Here is an 18754-nt window from a genome sequence, read left to right on the forward strand (position 1 = left end):
GCGGCACCACATCGCCGAGACCTGGGAGTACGACCAGTTGACCGCAGAGCCTGAGACCCTGTACGGGGCCGACGACCTCACGCACCTCGAGGGGCTGGACGCCGTCCGGAAGCGGCCCGGCATGTACATCGGCTCCACCGACAGCCGTGGCGTGGGTCACCTCGTCAACGAGATCCTCGACAACTCCACGGACGAGGGCGTCGCCGGCCACGCCACGAAGGTGGAGGTGACGCTGCACGCCGACGGCTCGGTCCAGGTCGACGACGACGGGCGGGGCATCCCCACCGACGTGCACGCCAAGTCCGGCATCTCCGGCGTCGAGCTGGTGCTCACCCGGCTGCACGCCGGCGGCAAGTTCGGCGGCTCCGGCTACAAGACCTCCGGCGGTCTGCACGGCGTCGGCGCCTCGGCGGTCAACGCGCTGTCCCGCCGCTTCGACGTCACCGTGCGTCGGGGCGGCAAGGTCCACGCGATGTCGTTCCGGCACGGCGTGCCGGGAGTCTTCGACGGCGACGGGCCCGACGCCGCGTTCACCCCGGGGCCCGGGCTGCAGATCGTCGGCGCGATGAAGCGCGGCCAGCGCACCGGCACGTCGATCCGCTGGTGGCACGACACGCGCTACTTCGAGACCGGCGCCACGCTGGACGCCGACGCGGTGCGGATGAAGCTGCGCAACACCGCGTTCCTGGTGCCGGGCGTCAGCTACACGCTGCGCGACCACACCGGCGAGGAGCCGACCGAGGAGAGCTTCCACTACCCCAACGGCCTGACCGACATGGTGGAGTTCCTCGCGCCGGCCGGCGACCGGCCCGTCTCGGGCATGCTGATGGTCACCGGCGAGGGCACCTACCGCGAGAACGCCGCCGACGCCAACGGCGTCATGCAGTCCAACGTGCAGCGTCGGGCCGAGGTCGAGGTGGCCTTCCGCTGGGGCACCGGCTACGAGCGCACCGTCGAGTGCTTCACCAACACCATCCGCAACGCGCACGGTGGCACCCACCGCAAGGGCTTCGAGCGGGGTCTGGCGCGTACCCTGGCGGAGGCCGTCCGCAACACCCGTGGCCTGCTCAAGGCCAAGGAGGATCCGCCCACCCTGGACGACGTCCTGGAGGGCATGACGGCCGTCGTGCACGTGCGGATCCCGGAGCCGCAGTTCACCTCGCAGACCAAGGACGAGCTCTCCACCGCGGGCATCACCAAGGTGATCCAGACGCTGGTGGAGCAGCACCTGAAGGCCTGGCTGGAGGACCGGCGGACCAAGGCCGAGGCGCGTACGGTCCTGCAGAAGATCGTCGACGCGGCGCGCGTGCGGCTGACCCAGAAGCAGCAGAAGGACGCCGCCCGGCGCAAGACCGCCCTGGAGGGCGCGTCGATGCCGCCGAAGCTGGTCGACTGCCGCGCGGCGGGCATCGAGCGCAGTGAATTGTTCATCGTGGAGGGCGACAGCGCGTTGGGGACGGGGCGACTTGCCCGTTCTGCCGAGTATCAGGCGCTTCTTCCGATCCGAGGCAAGATCCTCAACGTGCAGAAGGCCAACCTCCAGCAGGTGCTCGACAACGCCGAGTGCGCGGCCATCGTGCAGGTGCTCGGGGCGGGCTCCGGTCGCACGTTCGACCTGTCGGCCATGCGCTACGGCCGAGTGCTGATCATGGCGGACGCCGACGTGGACGGCGCGCACATCCGCACCCTGCTGATCACGCTCTTCGCCCGCTACATGCGACCGCTGATCGAGGCCGGCCGCCTCTACGCGGCGATGCCGCCCCTACACAAGATCACCACCAGGGGGCGCAACCCGCAGACGATCTACACCTATACCCAGGCGGAGATGGAGGCGACGGTCCGCAAGCTGGAGAAGGCCGGCAAGCAGATCGTCACCCCGATCCCGCGCTTCAAGGGTCTCGGCGAGATGGACGCCGACGAGTTGTGGGAGACGACGATGAACCCGGCCACCCGCGCCGTCCGCCGGATCACCCTCGACGACGTCGACGCCGCCGAGCGGATCCTCGAACTGCTGATGGGAGAGAAGGTCGAGCCGCGCCGCAACTGGCTGATCGACTCCGCCGACCGGGTCGACCGCGAGGCGATCGACGCATGAGCACCGCCCGCCGAGAGGGAAACTGAACGATGGCACGCCGTAAGGACGACCGCGCCAAGGCGGACCTGTCCGCCTTCGACCAGGCCGGCGCGCGGGTCTTCGACAACCCGCTGGTCACCGAGGTCTCCGACTCCTACCTGGAGTACGCCTTCTCGGTGATCCACTCCCGGGCCCTGCCCGACGCCCGCGACGGCCTCAAGCCGGTGCACCGGCGCATCCTCTGGTCCATGTACGAGCAGGGGCACCGCCCCGACCGGGGGCACGTCAAGTCCGCCCGCATCGTCGGCGACTGCTTCGTCGCCGGGACCCTGGTCTCGACGCCCGGGGGTCTGCGGCCGATCGAAGATGTCGACGTCGGTGACCTCGTGTTGGACGGCGACGGGGCGGCCATCCCGGTGGTCGCTGCTTATCGGAACCCGAAATCGGACCTGGTCCGGGTCACGTGGAGCAATGGCCACACCATGGTCGTGACGCCCGGGCAGCGGTTTCGCGTGGTGGATGGAGACCTGGCTGTCCGGTGGGTGGAAGCCCGAGACCTGACCGGACATCTCACCGTCGCGTACGGGACGCGCCGAGGGACGGCACCCGCATCTGGTGGCGACCCGTACGACTACGTCCGTGGGCTCGTGGTGGCCGAAGGCTTCGCCGTCGATCGGTCCCGCGACGCGGACGGCCGCGTACGGCTGCACATGTGCGACGTCGAACCGCTCGACGTCGCCCACGGGTGGGCCATCGCGAACGGATTGAACGCCTCCCGAGGCAAGCGCGAAGCAAGCGATCCGTGCCATCGTGACCAGCACATCCTCACGTTCGCCAGGCACGAGGGGCTGCTCGAGGCCGGCACGCCACTCAGTCACGCGAAGCGTGTGCCCGACGACGTGCTCGCAGATCGTTCCGCATGGGCGCCTTTCCTCGCCGGCTTCTTCGACGGTGACGGCTACATCCGCAAGCGTTACCGCGAACTCGTCTTCGTGAGCACCAGCGAGGTGTTGGTGCGTCAGATCTACTCCATGCTCGCCGACCTGGGGGTGCACGGTCACCACTGGAACAGCGGACGCGACGGCCACCGCCCGCTTCTCGGCCTCTCCGTCACCGGCCGGGATGCTGCTGTGGTCGCCGAGTTGCTCCTGCCCTGGGTACGCATCGGTTACAAGAGCGACGGCCTCCGGCGGGTGGTCGAGCTGGGCTATCGATACGGGGGCAAACAGGGCAACGACCGCCTGCCGTGCCGGCCGGTGATGCAGGATTTCACCAACGCCCATCAGGGCGGTGGATGGTTCCGCGACGAGGACGGCAACGCCTTCCGGGCGTCCCTGTCAGGCCCCGGGAGCAAGGTGCGGTACGGCAAGGACCGCAACGGCCTGCCCTTGTCGGAGCGGTCGTTTCCGCTTTGGCGCGCGGAGCGGGACGGTTGGGTTCGCAAACTCCGGCGCATCGGTTCGCCCCTCGCTGGCCGACTCGAGGCGTTGGCCGGGCGGTCGTTCCTGCGGGTCGTCTCCGTTGAGGTGGTGGCTTCCGCCACCACCTACGACATCCAGGTCGACTCCGACGAGCACGCCTTCGTGGCCGAGGGCTACGTGGTCCACAACTGCATGGGCAAGTACCATCCGCACGGCGACACCGCCATCTACGACGCGATGGTCCGGCTGGCTCAGAGCTTCTCGCTGAACGTGCCACTCATCGACGGGCATGGAAATTTTGGCAGCCCGGACGACGGGCCGGCGGCGTCGAGATACACCGAGGCCCGGATGTCGCGCGAGGCGATGCTGCTCGTCGGCGAGCTGGGTGAGGACACGGTCGATGTCGAGCCCAACTACGACGGCTCGCTGACCCAGCCCACGGTGCTGCCCGCCGCGTTCCCCAACCTGCTGGTCAACGGCGCGTCGGGCATCGCGGTCGGCATGGCGACCAACATGATCCCGCACAACCTCGGTGAGGTCGTCTCCGCCGCCCGGTGGCTGATCAACCACCCGGACGCCACGCTCGACAAGCTGATGGAGTTCGTCCCCGGTCCGGACCTGCCCACCGGCGGCCTGCTGCTGGGGCTCGACGAGGTGCGGCGGGCCTACGAGACCGGGCGCGGGGTCGTCCGGATGCGGGGCAAGGTCGAGATCGGTCCGCTGGAGGGCAGCCGGGGCCGGCAGGCCATCACCGTCGTGGAACTGCCGTACGGCATCGGCGCGGAGAAGGTCATCGCGGCCATCACCAACGAGGTCAACAAGACCAAGCGGCTCACCGGCATCGCCGACGTCAAGGACCTCACCGACCGGGAGAGCGGCACCCGCCTCGTGGTCGAGTGCAAGGTCGGCGTCAACCCGCAGGCACTGCTCGCCGACCTCTACCGGCTCACCCCGCTGGAGCAGTCGTTCGGCGTCAACAACCTGGTGCTGGTCGACGGGCAGCCGCGGACCCTCGGGCTGAAGGCGCTGCTGGAGGTGTTCCTGGCCCACCGCTACGAGGTGGTGACCCGGCGCAGCTCCTACCGCCGCCGCAAGCGCGAGGAGCGGCTGCACCTGGTCGACGGCCTGCTGATCGCCCTGCTCGACATCGACAAGGTGGTCAAGCTCATCCGGGCCAGCGAGGACGCCCAGGCCGCCAAGGACGGCCTGATGCAGAAGTTCCGGCTCTCCGAGATCCAGGCCACCTACATCCTGGACACTCCGCTGCGCCGGCTGACCAAGTACGACCGCATCGAGCTGGAGGCCGAGCAGGAGAAGCTGCGCAAGGAGATCGCCGAGCTCTCCACCATCCTCGACGACCCCAAGGTGCTGAAGAAGGTCGTCTCCGACGAGCTGGCGGCGGTGGTCAAGCAGTTCGGTGCGCCGCGGCGCACCACGCTCGTCGACGGCGACCTCAAGGAGGTGCTGGCAGCGTCCGCGCCGGCCGGCCCGCTCGAGGTGGCTGACGACCCCTGCCAGGTGATCCTCTCCGCGACCGGACTGGTCGCCCGGACGGCGGCCGAGTCGGAGGAGGCGTCCGAGGGCCGCCGACGGCACGGCCGGGTCAAGCACGATGCCGTACGCGCCGTCGTGCACTCCACCGCCCGGGGGCGGGTGCTGCTGGTGACCAGCGCCGGCCGGGCGTTCAAGGTCGACGTGTTGCCGCTGCCGGTCCTGCCCGAGCAGGCGGGCACGGTCTCACTGCGCGGCGGGATGGCCGCCGCCGAGGTGGTGCCGCTGGAGCCGGGGGAGACCGTGGTCGGTCTGGCACCGCTGGGGCCCACCTCGGAGGGATCCCCGGGCCTGGCCCTGGGCACCCGGCAGGGCGTGGTCAAGGTCTGCGCGCCGGAGTGGCCCGTACGCTCCGACGAGTTCGAGGTGATCGGCCTGCGGGATGGCGACGAGGTGGTCGGGGCGACCTGGCTCACCGACGGCGCGGAGACGCTGACCTTCGTCACCTCGGAGGCGTCGCTGCTGCGCTTCGCCGCCGGTATCGTCCGGCCGCAGGGGATCAAGGGCGGCGGTATGTCGGGTATCAACCTGCCCGCCGGTGCCCGCGTGGTGTTCTTCGGCGCCGTACGCACCGACGACCCGGGTCACGGCGAGCCGATGGTGGTCACCTCCACGGGCGCCACGGTGAAGGTCACGCCGTTCGAGGCGTACCCGGCGAAGGGGCGGGCGACCGGCGGCGTGCGCGCCCATCGCTTCCTCAAGGGTGAGACGGACGTGGCCGTCGCCTGGGTCGGGCCCCGGCCGGTCGGCGCCACGGCGACCGGCGAGCCGGTGGAACTGCCGGCGGCGGACCCGCGCCGCGACGGCTCCGGCTTCGCCGTGATGCTGGGCCCCACGGTCATCGGCCACCAGATCGACCGCGACTGACCGCCGCCGAAGAAGGGGGCCGGTTGCACTGCAGCCGGCCCCCTTCCCGTCCCCATCCACCCGCCCTCTGCCCCCGCCCCCGCCCTCTGTCCTCTGTCCGTCGATCATGAGGTTAGCGGCGTGAAATGTCCGCTTCCCGTCGGTCAACCTCATGATCGCCGGAGCGGGAGCGGGAGCGGGAGCGGGAGCGGGAGCGGGAGCGGGGGCCGGGCCGGGCCGGGGAGCGTGGGGTGGGGTCACAGGGTGGGGTCAGGGTGCTGGGGTGGGGGTGGTGCCGCGAAGGTGGGCGACCAGGCGCATGCCGTGGTAGACGATCAGGGCGGCGGCGGTGCCCAGGGCGATGCCGTTGAACGAGAGGTCGCCGGCGGTGAGGGTGTAGTTGGCCGCGCCGACGATCACCGCGACGGCGGCGGTCATGAGGTTCACCGGGTCGTGGAAGTCCACCCGGCTCTCGATCCAGATCCGCGCGCCGAGGATGGCGATCAGGCCGTACAGGGCGGTGGTGGCGCCGCCGAGCACGCCGGCCGGCACGGTGAGGATCAGCGCCCCGAACTTCGGGCTCAGCCCCAGCAGGACCGCTGTCAGGCCGGCGACCCAGTACGCGGCGGTGGAGTAGACCCGCGTCGCCGCCATCACGCCGATGTTCTCCGCGTACGTGGTGGTGCCGGAACCGCCGCCGGAGCCGGCGAGCATCGTGGCCAACCCGTCGCCCATGAACGCCCGGCCCATGTCCCGGTCCAGGTTGCGGCCGGTCATCGCGGCGACCGCCTTGACGTGCCCGGCGTTCTCGGCGATCAGCACCAGGATCACCGGGATCACCAGCACGACCGCGCGCAGGCTGAAGCTCGGCGCGTGGAACTCGGGCAGGCCGACCCAGGCGGCGTCGCGCAGCCCGTCGACCGCCTTCGGATCCAGGCTGCCGAGCGCGGCGGCGAGGGCCCAGCCGACCCCCACCCCGAGCAGGATGGACAGCCGGGCCAGGAAGCCCCGGAACGCCACCGTGGCGAGCAGGATCGCGGCCAGGGTCACCACCGCGATCAGCGGCTGCGCCTTCACGCCGGTGCCGCTGCCGTCGCCGTCCCAGGCCACCGGGGCGAGGTTCAGGCCGATCAGCGCGACGATCGCCCCGGTGACCACGGGCGGCATCAGCGCGTCGATCCAGCGCGACCCGGCGAGCTGGACGACCAGCCCGACGACGGCCAGCGCCGCGCCGGCGACGACGATGCCGCCGAGCGCCGGGCCGATGTCCCCGCCGGCCTTCGCCGCCAGCACCGGCGCGATGAAGGCGAAGGACGAGCCGAGGTACGAAGGCAGCCGGTTGCCGGTGATCAGCAGGAACAGCAGCGTGCCGAGCCCGGAGAAGAAGAGCGTGGTGGCGGGCGGGAACCCGGTGATCAGCGGCACCGTGAAGGTGGCGCCGAACATCGCCACGACGTGCTGCACGCCGACGCCGAGGGTTCGCGGCCAGGAGAGGCGTTCGCCGGGGTGGACCACGTCGCCGGGGCGGATGGACCGGCCGTCGCCGTGGACCGCCCACGCGGACCAACGGGAGCGCGGCTCGGTGGAGGACTGGGTCATGGAACGCCCTTCGCGTCGTGAAGAGGTGACGGGGGCGCAGGTGAAACCCAGGAGTCGTTTCTAGCAGAGGCCCGGTGCGGCCCTGCGGGCCGCCCTGGCTAGGCGACGCCGGCGGGGCGGAACTGGACGCTGACGCGGGGCCCGACGGGTCGGGAGGTCTTGGGCACGGCGTGCTCCCAGGTGCGCTGGCAGGAGCCGCCCATCACCACGAGGTCGCCGTGGCCGAGCGGGAAGCGCAGACTGTCGCCGCCGCCGCAGGGCCGCAGCAGCAGCGGGCGGGGCGAGCCGAACGAGACGATGGCGACCATCGTGTCGGTGTGCGCGGAACGGCCCTGGGTGTCGCCGTGCCAGGCGACGCTGTCCCGGCCGGAGCGGTACAGGCACATGCCGGCGGTGACGAAGGGCTCGCCGAGCTCGGGGGCGTAGTGCCGGGTGAGGGCGGCGCGCGCCTCGCTCAGCAGCGGGTGCGGCAGCGGTCGGTGCCCGGCGTACCAGCAGAGCAGCCGGGGCACGTCGACCTCGGCGTCGTACATCGTGCGGCGCTCGGCGTGCCAGGGGACGTCGCGCAGCAGGACGTCGAACACCTCGTCGGAGCCGGTGACCCAGCCGGGGAGGTGGTCGACCCACGCGCCGTGGCTGAGCGGGTGCCGGCGCAGCCGGCCGGCCAGCGGGGACAGCGACGGCCCGGCGGCGGTGAGGTCGAGCATCGACGGCTGGTAGGTGGCCCCGGTCATCCGCCCAGCCTACCCGCCGTGTTGGTACAGGTGTACGGACGCGCGGCCCGCTGGCCCGCCAGGCGGGGCGGCGACCGCGACGGTGGGGCGGGGCTCAGCGGTTCAGTATCCGGCGCACCCGGCCGCCGATCACCTGCTTCACCCGGGTCTGGAGCCGTTGCCCGCGCAGGGCCTCGGTCTCCTTGCGCAGCGCGGCGTTGCGGTCGCGCAGCCACTGGATCCGCTCCAGCAGCGCGTCGGTGGGGGTCGCGGCGGCGGGGCGTACGGCCGGCGGGAAGGCGGTGGAGCGCACCTGCGCGTCGAACCGGGCCGCGCTGTCGCCGTCGGCGAAGGCGTTGCCCAGGTCGTGCTTGGCCAGGAAGGCGAGCATGGTCTCGTAGCGCGACTTGTGGCCCGCGTTGAGCGCCGTGTAGTCCGCCTCCGCGTAGAGCTGGGCGGCGTCGACGTCGACCGGCACCTCCTTCATCACCCGGTGCGGGATGTCGAAGTACCGGGCGAGTTCCAGGGTGCGCGAGTCGTGGGCGAAGAGGTAGCCGGGCGTGCCGGAGACCAGCGCGGTGATGGTGCCGTGGATCCGGGTGCCGAACGCGAACTCGAACCCGGAGAGGTAGTCCATCCAGGTCCAGGGGTCGACGAACATCCGCACCTTGTCCTCGGTGAACAGCGGGTGCGAGGTGTGGATCGGGATCTTGCTGGACCGGCCGCGGTCGGCGGGGGCGTCGCCGTAGAGCAGCGTGCCGAGCGTCTTGAGGTCCTGCGGCAGGTAGCGCAGGTTCGGGTACCGCGCGTGGTGGCTGGCGATGATCTCCGCCATCGAGGTGACGTACGGTGAGACGGTGAGCGCGAGCCGGTCCTCCGGCTCCAGCGCGGCCTTGCGCTTCTCCACCCGCAGGCCGTCGCCGTGCAGGAACATCGAGGGGCAGCCGATCACGTCGACGGCCGAGAAGCCCAGGGCGCGCAGGTAGTCGCGGGTGATCTCGCCCCGTACGCCGATGCTGTGCGAGCGGTCGAGGACGGCCCGTACGAAGCGGGTCACGACGTCGTCGATCGGGCGCAGGTACTCCCGGTCGCCGTGGATGTCGGTCTGCACACCCACCCCGAGCACCACCACCGGGATCTTGAGCTGCTCGATGAGCTTCGTCATGACCTCGACGCGGTGGGCGTAGCTGCGCCGGAAGGCGTTGGCGAGCGGCACCACGTAGACGTCGTACCGCTCGTTGATCATGCCCGCGTCGCGCGGGTCGATCCTGAACTCGGTCGAGGTGATCTCGGCGGTGGCGGTACGCAGGAGCTTGTGGGCGGCGTGACTGAAGACCAGGTTGCCGTTGTTGTCGCCGATCCAGTTCCGTTCGTGCGTCTCCTCCGGCGAGTAGACGTCGAAGGGGCCCTTCTTCGCCCGCATCAGGATCCGCTGGTGCATCAGTCCCCGCCTCTCGTGGCCTCCGGGTCCCGGAATACTAGCCACCGATCGGCGCGGATCCGGAGGCTGTCGCCGCCCGTCACGGTTCGGGACGCAACGGTCACCGAGGAGCAGGGGGAACGCGCGCCGCCCGGTGGGACGGAAACGGACACTCACGGACGGGACGGAAAAGAGTCTCAGGGCCGCCGGGTAGGGTGCCCGGCGGGGCGGCGCCGACCGGTGGGCCGCCGACGGGCCCCCGCGCAGGTGCCCGACGACGGGCCGAGGAGGAGACGTACGTGCTGGTGACCCTGCGGATCGCCGGGATGCCGGCATGACGGGGACCGCGACCGCCGCGCCGGCAGTCCGGCCCGCGTCCCCGGCCAGCCGCCTGCCGTCGCTGACCGGGCTGCGCTGGGTCGCCGCCCTGCTCGTCTTCGGTTTCCACGTCGCGACGATGGGCATCATCGCCGAGCCCGGCCACAAGGCCGTCGTGGACTGGGCCTTCGCCCTCGGCCTCTCCGGCGTGCAGTTCTTCTTCATCCTCAGCGGCTTCGTGCTGGTCTGGTCGGCCCGGCCCAGCGACACCCGCCGGGCGTTCTGGCGCCGCCGGGTGGCCAAGATCTGGCCGAGCCACGTGGTCCTGTGGGTGGCGGCCCTGGCGGTCGCGGCCTGGTTCGCCGACCCCGTGGACCGGGTCGTCGCGGTGGAGAACCTCTTCCTCCTCCAGGCCTGGGACCCGCGGCCGGGCCACTTCTACAGCATCAACACGGTCAGCTGGTCGCTGTCCTGCGAGTTCTTCTTCTACCTCTGCCTGCCGTTGGCCCTGCCGTTCATCCGCCGGGCCCGGCCGTGGGCGCTGTGGGCCGTCGTGGTCGCGGTGCCGCTGCTGATCCTGGCGCTCTGGCCGGCCCAGTCCCTGGTGCCGGAGGAGAGCCGGTGGTGGTTCACCCAGATCTTCCCGCCGGTGCGGTCGCTGGAGTTCTGGATGGGCGTGGCCGCCGCCGAGCTGATGCGGCGCGGCCGGTGGCGGGGACCGAGCCTGCCGGTGGCCAGCCTGGTGTTCGTGGCGACCTGGGTGCTCGCCGCGCAGTGGGTCCGCGCCGAACTGTGGGCGGCGCTGCTCTCCGTGGCGTACATCCTGGTCATCGCGGCGGCGGCGGACGCCGACGTACGCGGGCGGCGCTCGCCGTGGCGGTCCCGCCCGATGGTCTGGCTCGGCGAGGTCTCCTTCGCCTTCTACCTGGTGCACGTCCTGGTGATGATCAGCGTCCTGCGGTTCACCGGCGACTGGGGCGTCGGGTTCCCCGGCTGGTGGGGGCTGGCGGTGGTGCTCGGCTTCCTGCTGGTCAACCTGGCCCTGGCCGCCCTGCTGCACCGCTTCGTCGAGACGCCGATGATGCGGCTGCTCACCCCGCGCAGGACGGCCCGCCCGACGCCGCGGGGCGGGGACGACGGCGGGACGGACCCCGGCGCCTCCGGGCCACCACCGGGGAAGCGGGGCGACGCCGTGCCGCGTCCCCGGCCCGCCGACCACCCGGCGGCGTACGTCGACTCGCGCTGACCGCCCCGGGCGGAAATCCCACCCGTCGGGAAGGCCCGACCGTTTTCGTGACGCCGGTCACCGCGACGCCGAACCGGTCACCGGGCGCGGCCGGGTCGTTTCCCGCCGGGGTTTCGGGGTCGATGCCCGCCACTCGTCCCGTTGTCACCCTCGGGCGCCGGCCGAAACGGTCGTCCCATTGAGTCACGTCAGTGGCGAGCTGCCCGCAAAAATTGCGCCCAGATCAAGGTTTAAGCAGGTGGGGCTGGGTTGGCAGGGCGCGGACCGGCCAGTAATGTCGGCGCGTCCGGTGCGGTACCCGATCGCTCAGAGGCGACGCCGCACCGACCCGCCTAATCGTGAACGACGAGCCGGGGACCCAGTGCTTCGTGGGGTGAATCCGTGGGCCGCAGGCCTGTGGTAGGGCGTTCTTCCCGCCCGAATCCGTCAGCTAACCCGGTCGGCGGCGTCGGAAGGAGTTCCATCCTCGTGCAGCACCCACCCACCCCCCGGTTGTTCCGCCGTCTCCACGGCGCCGCGGTGCCCGCGCTCGCCCCTTCGCAGGTAGCGAGCTGACCGACCGGTCACCGTTCGTCGCCCGGCATCCCGGGCGCATCCCCTGAGTGGCCCACCACCCGCACGGACGCCCGTCCGCGCGGTCGGTCCGCCCTGCCCTCGGCGCGGACCGCCGGCCGCTCACCCCCGAGCCCGTGGAGGAAACCGTGAAGCACCACCTCAGGCGACAGCTACGTCGCCTCACGTCCGAGCGTCCGTACCAGTTGGCCGCCGCGTCCGCCGCGGCGCTCGTGCTGGCGTCGGGCACGGGCGCGCTGCTGGCCGGAGCCGACGAGGCCCCCGCCGCCGCGCAGGCCCCGGTCGCCGCGAGCGAGCCACGCGAGGCCACCGCGGCCTCGCGCGGGCAGGCCCGGATCGCGACGGCCCCGTCCAGCGCGGCCCCGGCCGCCGCCAGCGCCGCCCCGTCGGCCAGCGCCACCAGCACCGCCCCTGACCCGGACCTGACCCGCAAGCCGGAGCCGCCGAAGCCACCGGCCGCGAAGAGCCTGGACTACGACTACCAGGCCCAGACCACGTTCTACAACTGCGGTCCGGCGGCCGTCCGGCACGCCCTCAGCGCCGCCGGCATCGCGCGCAGCCAGGACGCCCTCGGTGCCCAGTTGGGCACCGACCAGATGGGCACCGACTCGGCCCAGGACACCACCCGCGTGCTGAACGCGACGGTGAAGGGCGAGCCGTACCGGACCCGGATGATCCCGGGCGGCGCCGCCACCCCGGCGCAGATGGACCGGCTCCAGGCCGACGTCGTCGCGGCCATCGGCGACGGGCGGGGCGTCGTGGTGAACGTCGCCGGCAGCGCCACGGACACCGACGGCGGCTGGCACTCGTTCCCCGGCGGCCACTACGTGGCCGTGGTCGGCTACCAGGACGAGGGACGGCTCGTGAAGATCGCCGACTCGGCGAACCCGGCGACCGCGTCGTACTGGATGAGCACCATCGCCCTGGCGAACTGGGCCGCCACCCGCGGCTACTCCGCCTGAGCGACACCGACGGGCGTCGGCCCCCCACCCCGGGGGCCGGCGCCCGTTGTCGTGTCCGGGTCACGGCCCTCGCCCGGCGCCCCGCTGGGTGACAGACTGCGCGGCATGGTCGATGAATCGGGTGACCGCGACGGCCGGCGGGTGCTCCTGCTGCTGCACGGCATGGGCGCGACCGGCGACGTGTGGCTGCCCTGCGCGCCGCTGCTGGAGCGCCGCTGGGCGGGACGGTGGCTGGCGCCGGACCTCGCCGGTCACGGCTGGTCGCCGCCGCTGCCGGAGTACTCGTTCGCGGGCCTGGCCGCGCGGATCGCCGCCGGGCTGACGGCGGACGACCGGCTCGTCGTGCTGGGGCACTCCCTCGGCGGGGTGGTCGGGCTGGCGCTCGCCGCCCGCGGCGCCGGGGTGCCGGTCGAGGCCGTGGTCGGGGTCGGCATCAAGGCGGTCTGGTCGCCGGCCGAGCTGGCGAAGGCGGGTGAGCTGGCGGCCCGTCCGGTGACCTGGTTCGCGAGCCGGGACGAAGCGGCCCGCCGCTACCTGCGGGTGGCCGGCCTTACCGGGCTCTTCGCACCGGACCATCCCGTCGTGGAGGCCGGGCTGCGGCAGGTCGACGGCCGCTGGCGGCTGGCGATGGACCCCGCCGCGTTCGACGTGGGCGAGCCGGAGCTGCCGGCCCTGCTGGCGGCGACCGACGTGCCGGTGCTGCTGGCCCGTGGCGAGCACGACCCCATGGTCACCGACGCCCAGCTCAAGGAGCTGGGCGTGCCGGTCGCCACGCTGCCCGGCCTCGGGCACAACGCCCACGTGGAGGCCCCCGGGACGGTCCTGGACCTCGTCGAGCCCTACCGCTGACCCGTCGCCGCCGGCCGGGCGTGTCAGGTGGCGGGGGAGAGCGTCGCCTCGTCCGGATCGACCGGCAGGCCGGGCCCGCCGGCGGTACGCGGGGCCGGCGGGTTCCAGCCCTCGTCGAGCTGGCGCCGCGCGGCCGTCAGGAACGCCTCGGCGTACGTCTCGGCGGGGAAGTCGCCCAGGTAGCGGCTCCGGGTGACCCAGCGGGCCGAGGCCAGCGGATCGGTGTCCAGCAGCGCGGTCAGCACCTCGTCCGCGTTCGACATGTCGCGCCGCAGCACGTAGCCCGACCCGGCGAGCGGGAACTGCTCGCCGAACCGGTCGCCGGAGCCCACCATGTCGGTCACCGCGTACGGCTTGCCCGAGTAGAGGTAGTCGGAGATCACCCCGGACACGTCGGAGATCAGCGCGTCCGAGCGGTTCACGCACTCGGTGAGGGTCAGCTCCCGGCTGGCGGCGGTGCCGAAGACGTGCTGCCGGCCGCTGCGCGCCCGGTCGGCGGCCAGCAGTTCGGTGAGCCGGCCCAGCTGCCGGGCGGAGGCCGGGTTCTGCGAGGTGTACGGGTGGGCGCGCAGGATCACCGTCGCGCCCCGGTCGAGCAGCCGGCGCAGCAGGGTCTCGGCCACCGGCAGGGAGCAGTAGTTCGCGTCCGCGTTGTGCCCGGTCCAGGTCGGCGTGTAGAGCACGGTCGGGTTGGCCCGGCCGTACGCCGGCTCGGGGCGTACCTCGATCGACTCGACCTGCGGGCGGCCGACGACGACGAACTTCTCCGCCGGGATGTCCACGCCGGCGCGGGCGTACCGGTCGATGGCGGCCTGGCCGGCGACGAAGATCCGGTCGAAGATCGCCGAGACGGGGTTGGCGCTGGGGGCCTTGTCGCTGTCGCCGTGGTGCAGCTGGACGTGGGTCAGCTGGGTGAAGCGGATGCAGTGGCTGTTCTTCGCACCGTGGTTGACGTAGAAGGCCACCCGCAGGCTGGGCACCAGCGCCTCGTCCATCGCCCTGGTGGTGGGGCAGTAGACCACCGGCGCGCTGGTGGCCGCCGCGATCAACGACAGGAACTCCGGCTCGCGCACCATCACCAGGAACGGCCGGTCGATCCGCTCCAGGTACGGCAGCCACATGGTGACCTGGTACTCCGAGCCCGGCGGCGCGGAGAAGTGCAGCAGGAACTCGGGCTGGTGCCGGCGCAGCGCGCGGGACACCGCCGAACCGCCGGCACCCGGGCGGAACCGGCGCCGGGCCAGGTCCAGCCCGACCGCCCCGGCGCCGGCGGCCACCAGCAGCACGGCCGCCAGCGCGACGCCGGCCGGCAGGTTCGCGACGGCCGCCAGCGCCAGCAGGGCCAGCAGCCCCGACAGGGCGTCGCCGAGGCGGGCGGCGACCAGCGGCGTCCAGGAGCGCACCGGCAGGTTCGCGGCGCGCACCTCCAGGCCGCCCGCGTCCCGCAGCGGATTGACCAGCAGCACCAGCCCCAGCAGGACCAGCGCGGTCGCGGCCAGCGCGGGATCGAAGCCGGCGTCGAGGCGGCGGGCGTAGCCGACCAGGATCGCCGCCGCGACCAGCGCGGTCTCCGCCGCGTTGTCGGCGCCCGGGCGTACCCGCCGCTCCCAGGCGGCCGCCGCGAGGGCGCCCACGGCCAGCCCCAGCCCCCAGCCGGTCGCGCCGGTCAGCGCGACCACGAGGAACGCCAGCACCGCCAGGCCGGTGGCCAGCGCGCGGGCGAGCAGCTTCCGAACCAGGTCACCACGCATGTCGGCTCCGTTTCCCGCCGTGGCCCGAAATCCGCCGTCAGCCGGCGTCGGCGAGGCTCGCGTCCCGCTCGGCCCGCGCGGGCCCCGGCTGGGCCGGCACCTCGCCGGGCGCGCGACGCACGTCGATGACCTGTCCGGTCAGGTCGGAGATCAGCACGTCCAGCGACGACCGGGCGACGGTCTCGGCGGCGAGCAGGGTGTGCTCCGGCTCCTCGCCGAACGCCTTGGTGCGCATCGGGGTCGCGGTCCGCTCGGGGTTGACGCAGTTGACGCGTACGCCGAACTCCGCCCACTCGTCCGACAGCGCCTGGGTGAGGTTGACCAGGGCCGCCTTGGTGGAGGAGTAGAGCGCGTAGCGGGCCCGGCCCCGGGTGTAGGAGCTGGAGGTGTAGAGCAACAGCTGGCCCTTGGTCTGCTGGAGGTAGGGCAGCGACTGGCGGGCGACGATGACCGGCCCCACGAAGTTGACCTGGAGCACCCGGTCCATGGTGTCCTGGTCCATCTCGGCGAGGGCGCCCTTCTCCAGGATGCCGGCGGTGACCACCACGTGGTCGATCCGGCCGGTGGCCTCGAAGGCGGTCTTCAGCGCCGCCTCGACGTCCTCGGCGCGCTCGACGTGGGTGCCGGTGCTGGAGCGGCTGAACGGGAAGACCTGCGCGCCGTAGCGGCGGGCCAGCTCGGCGAGGTCGTGGCCGATGCCGTAGCTGCCGCCGAAGACGACGATGGTCCGGCCGGTCAGCTCCTCGGTGTAGCTGCGCTCGTCGGTCACCCGGGGCGCCTGCGCGGCGGCGAGCTGGAACAGCTTGTCCGCCAGGTGCACGTCGACGGGGTGGGTGACCTTGATGTTCTCGTCGGAGCCGTCGATGACCTTGATCGGGGTGCCGGGCAGGTAGCGCAGCACCACCCCGCAGTCGTCGGTGGCGGCGAAGTGCGGGTCGCCCTCGGCGAGCCGGTAGGCCTCGCGGATGGTGCCCGAGCGGAACGCCTGCGGCGTCTGGCCCCGGCGCAGCGAGGACCGCACCGGGATGTCGGTGATGCAGTCGTCCTCGTCGACCTGGACGATCGTGTCGGCCGACGGGATCGCCACGTCGACCGCCGAGTACGTCCAGAGCGCGTTCACGCACTCCCGGACGATCCGGCCGCTGACCAGGGGCCGCACCGCGTCGTGGAAGAGGATGTTGCAGTCGCCCTCGCCGACGGCGTCGAGCGCGATCCGGGTCGTGGCGTTGCGGGTGTCGCCGCCCTCGATCACCTTGGTGACCTTGCGGAAGCCGGCCTTGTCGACGATCTGCTGGGCGTCGGCGACGTGCCCCGTGGCCATCAGCACGACGATCTCGTCGATCTCGGGCGCCGCCTCGAAGACCGCCAGGGTGTGCTCGATGATCGGCTTGCCGGCGATCTTGAGCAGCTGCTTCGGGATGCCGAGGCCCAGCCGGGTCCCGGTGCCGCCGGCCAGCACCACCGCCACCGTCCGCGAGGGCCGCCACGGTGCCGGGTTCTCCGGTGCGGCGGTCGGGCCAGCGGTGTGGTCCTGCGTCATTGCCGAAGCCTCACTCTCAGGGTGCGTGAACAGAAGGTTCCGCCCGGGCGGCGACCGGATGAACCTTAACGCGCGGACCGCGCCGCCCCCACGGGGCGACGCGGTCGGCCGGCACCGGGCGGATGCCGTACGTGCGCCGGGGCGCTACTTGCCGCTGAACGCCTCGTACTCCCGGACGACCTCGTCGGTCGGGCCGTCCATGCGCAGGACGCCCGATTCCAGCCAGATCGTCCGCTCGCAGGTGTCCCGGATCGAGGAGAGTTGGTGGCTGACGAGGAACACCGTGCCGGCGCCCTCGCGCAACTCCCGCACCCGCCGCTCGCTGCGCTTGCGGAAGATCTTGTCGCCGGTGGCGAGGGCCTCGTCGATGAGCAGCACGTCGTGCTTCTTGGCCGCGGCGATGGAGAAGCGCAGCCGGGCCCCCATGCCGGAGGAGTAGGTGCGCATCGGCAGCGAGGCGAAGTCGCCCCGCTGGTTGATGCCGGAGAAGTCGATGATCTCCGGGGTGCGCCGCTGCACCTCCTCGGGCGACATGCCCATGGCCAGGCAGCCCAGCACGACGTTGCGTTCGCCGGAGAGGTCGTTGAGCAGGGCCGCGTTGACCCCGAGCAGCGACGGCTGCCCCTGCGTGTAGACCGCGCCGCGGTTGACCGGCAGCAGGCCGGCGATGGCGCGCAACATGGTCGACTTGCCGGAGCCGTTGCTGCCGATCAGCCCGATCGCCTCGCCCCGGTACGCGGTGAAGCTGACCCCCTTGACCGCGTGCACCTCCCGGATGTTCGGCGCCGAGGTGCGGCTCACGATCCGCTTGAGCGCGCCGACCGGGCCACCGCCCCCACCGGCGCCCTTGTGGATCCGGTAGATGACGTGCGCGTCGTCCACCACCACGGTGGGGATGCGCTCCTGCACCTTGGGCAGCGTCACCGTCACGTCGTTGGACGACTCGAAGTGCTCAACCACGGCCGTACTCCTGTTCGCCCCGCCAGAAGTAGATGAAACCTCCGACGCCCATCACGATCGCCCAGCCCAGCGCCGTCACCCAGAGCTGGAGCAGGGAGGAACTGAGCAGTGGCGTGTTCTCCAGCAGCGCGTACCGGGCCAGCTCGATGTAGACCAGCGCCGGGTTCAGCTCGACCAGCCCGGAGGCCCAGGACGGCAGCTGCTCGCTGAAGAGGTCCACGCTGTAGAGCACCCCGGAGCCGTACATCCAGGTGCGCAAGACGAAGGGCATGACCTGCTTGAGGTCCGCCAGCTTCGAGCCCATCCGGGCCACCGCCATCGTGAGCCCGGCGTTGAAGACCGTCTGGAGCAGGATCGCCGGCGGCAGCATCAGCCAGGCCAGGGTGATCGGCTCGCCGGTCACCAGCACGATGACGAGGAGCACCACCATCGAACCGAGCAGCTGCTGGAACTGGGTGATGGTCACGGCCAGCGGCAGGCAGGCGCGGGGGAAGTGCAGCGCCCGGATCAGGCCCAGGTTGCTGGTGATCGACTGCGTGCCGGTCTGCACCGCGGTCTGGGTGAAGTTGAAGATGAACAGGCCGGTGCAGAGGTAGGCGATGAAGTTCGGGGTCCTGTTCTGCGCCAGCACCACGCCGAAGATCAGGTAGTAGACCGCCGCGTTGGTCAGCGGGGTGAGCACCTGCCAGAGCTGCCCGAGCCGGGCGTTGCTGAACGACGCCACCAGCTTGGCGTTGGCGTACGCGGCGATGAAGTGCCGGTAGCGCCAGAGCTGCCCCGCGTATTCGCCCAGGGACGGCCGCTCGCCGGCGAACCGGAGCCCGTACCGCTTGGCGAGCTGGGCCCCGGTGAGCCCGGAATCCGGGTCGGCCACCGTGGTGTTGGCCATGGTTTGGCGCTCCGATCTCTTTCGTGCCAACGGGTTGCGCGC

General features: G+C 72.1%; 12 protein-coding genes, 2 pseudogenes and 1 riboswitch. Of the genes and pseudogenes, 7 read left to right on the forward strand and 7 right to left on the reverse strand.

Annotated features, from left to right (window positions below; translation table 11 throughout):
* Positions 1–37: 37 nt before the first annotated feature.
* The 4 genes and pseudogenes from CLT72_RS00480 (at position 38) to CLT72_RS00485 (ending at position 5913) form a co-directional block, all read left to right on the forward strand.
* Positions 38–2095, forward strand: coding sequence for a DNA gyrase/topoisomerase IV subunit B (locus CLT72_RS00480; protein ID WP_101409039.1), 2058 nt, complete (start codon positions 38–40; stop codon positions 2093–2095).
* 29 nt (positions 2096–2124) lie between these two features.
* Positions 2125–2628: pseudogene (locus CLT72_RS32475) on the forward strand (DNA gyrase subunit A); the annotation flags it as partial.
* A 387-nt stretch (positions 2629–3015) separates the two neighbouring features.
* Positions 3016–3183: pseudogene (locus tag CLT72_RS32480) on the forward strand (LAGLIDADG family homing endonuclease); the annotation flags it as partial.
* 150 nt (positions 3184–3333) lie between these two features.
* Positions 3334–5913, forward strand: a complete 2580-nt coding sequence (locus CLT72_RS00485) for a DNA gyrase/topoisomerase IV subunit A (RefSeq protein ID WP_358166837.1) — start codon at positions 3334–3336, stop codon at positions 5911–5913.
* A gap of 249 nt (positions 5914–6162) precedes the next feature.
* Here CLT72_RS00485 and CLT72_RS00490 read toward each other — a convergent pair whose 3' ends face one another.
* From CLT72_RS00490 to CLT72_RS00500, 3 genes are all read right to left on the reverse strand, one after another.
* Complete coding sequence (locus CLT72_RS00490) at positions 6163–7491, reverse strand: solute carrier family 23 protein (protein ID WP_101409041.1); 1329 nt, start codon at positions 7489–7491, stop codon at positions 6163–6165.
* Positions 7492–7589: 98 nt separating this feature from the next.
* Positions 7590–8225, reverse strand: coding sequence for an alpha-ketoglutarate-dependent dioxygenase AlkB (locus tag CLT72_RS00495; RefSeq protein ID WP_101409042.1), 636 nt, complete (start codon positions 8223–8225; stop codon positions 7590–7592).
* Positions 8226–8319: 94 nt separating this feature from the next.
* Positions 8320–9645, reverse strand: coding sequence for a polysaccharide pyruvyl transferase family protein (locus CLT72_RS00500; RefSeq protein WP_101409043.1), 1326 nt, complete (start codon positions 9643–9645; stop codon positions 8320–8322).
* A 313-nt stretch (positions 9646–9958) separates the two neighbouring features.
* Here CLT72_RS00500 and CLT72_RS00505 point away from each other — a divergent pair, with 313 nt between their 5' ends.
* From CLT72_RS00505 to CLT72_RS00515, 3 genes are all read left to right on the forward strand, one after another.
* Positions 9959–11188, forward strand: a complete 1230-nt coding sequence (locus CLT72_RS00505; RefSeq protein ID WP_101409044.1) for an acyltransferase family protein — start codon at positions 9959–9961, stop codon at positions 11186–11188.
* Positions 11189–11507: 319 nt separating this feature from the next.
* Positions 11508–11648, forward strand: a riboswitch (cyclic di-AMP (ydaO/yuaA leader).
* 229 nt (positions 11649–11877) lie between these two features.
* Positions 11878–12723, forward strand: coding sequence for a C39 family peptidase (locus CLT72_RS00510; RefSeq protein WP_101414845.1), 846 nt, complete (start codon positions 11878–11880; stop codon positions 12721–12723).
* 105 nt (positions 12724–12828) lie between these two features.
* Positions 12829–13572: an alpha/beta fold hydrolase gene (locus CLT72_RS00515; protein WP_101409045.1), complete on the forward strand. Its 744-nt coding sequence runs from the start codon at positions 12829–12831 to the stop codon at positions 13570–13572.
* Between the two features lie 23 nt (positions 13573–13595).
* Here the strand turns inward: CLT72_RS00515 and CLT72_RS00520 are convergent, their stop codons facing one another.
* The 4 genes from CLT72_RS00520 to CLT72_RS00535 all read right to left on the reverse strand — a co-directional run bounded on the left by CLT72_RS00520 (position 13596) and on the right by CLT72_RS00535 (position 18712).
* Entirely contained in the window at positions 13596–15323 is a 1728-nt protein-coding gene (locus tag CLT72_RS00520) for a CDP-glycerol glycerophosphotransferase family protein (RefSeq protein ID WP_101409046.1), read from the reverse strand.
* A 37-nt stretch (positions 15324–15360) separates the two neighbouring features.
* Entirely contained in the window at positions 15361–16863 is a 1503-nt protein-coding gene (locus CLT72_RS00525) for a bifunctional cytidylyltransferase/SDR family oxidoreductase (protein ID WP_101409047.1), read from the reverse strand.
* A gap of 144 nt (positions 16864–17007) precedes the next feature.
* A complete protein-coding gene (locus tag CLT72_RS00530) occupies positions 17008–17823 on the reverse strand; it encodes an ABC transporter ATP-binding protein (protein WP_101409048.1) in 816 nt (271 codons plus the stop codon).
* The gene (locus CLT72_RS00535) at positions 17816–18712 is read right to left on the reverse strand and encodes an ABC transporter permease (protein WP_101409049.1); all 897 of its coding nucleotides are present in this window, start codon (positions 18710–18712) and stop codon (positions 17816–17818) included. Before CLT72_RS00535 ends, CLT72_RS00530 begins: the two co-directional genes overlap by 8 nt.
* Positions 18713–18754 lie beyond the last annotated feature (42 nt).

Source organism: Micromonospora sp. CNZ309 (assembly GCF_002846525.1).

Excerpts from the sequence above, each read along its gene's own strand:
- CLT72_RS00485 (WP_358166837.1), top strand. The coding sequence starts at position 3,334 with ATGCAGGATTTCACCAACGCCCATCAGGGCGGTGGATGGTTCCGCGAC.
- CLT72_RS00490 (WP_101409041.1), bottom strand. The coding sequence starts at position 7,491 with ATGACCCAGTCCTCCACCGAGCCGCGCTCCCGTTGGTCCGCGTGGGCG.
- CLT72_RS00495 (WP_101409042.1), bottom strand. The coding sequence starts at position 8,225 with ATGACCGGGGCCACCTACCAGCCGTCGATGCTCGACCTCACCGCCGCC.
- CLT72_RS00500 (WP_101409043.1), bottom strand. The coding sequence starts at position 9,645 with ATGCACCAGCGGATCCTGATGCGGGCGAAGAAGGGCCCCTTCGACGTC.
- CLT72_RS00505 (WP_101409044.1), top strand. The coding sequence starts at position 9,959 with ATGACGGGGACCGCGACCGCCGCGCCGGCAGTCCGGCCCGCGTCCCCG.
- CLT72_RS00515 (WP_101409045.1), top strand. The coding sequence starts at position 12,829 with ATGGTCGATGAATCGGGTGACCGCGACGGCCGGCGGGTGCTCCTGCTG.
- CLT72_RS00520 (WP_101409046.1), bottom strand. The coding sequence starts at position 15,323 with ATGCGTGGTGACCTGGTTCGGAAGCTGCTCGCCCGCGCGCTGGCCACC.
- CLT72_RS00525 (WP_101409047.1), bottom strand. The coding sequence starts at position 16,863 with ATGACGCAGGACCACACCGCTGGCCCGACCGCCGCACCGGAGAACCCG.
- CLT72_RS00535 (WP_101409049.1), bottom strand. The coding sequence starts at position 18,712 with ATGGCCAACACCACGGTGGCCGACCCGGATTCCGGGCTCACCGGGGCC.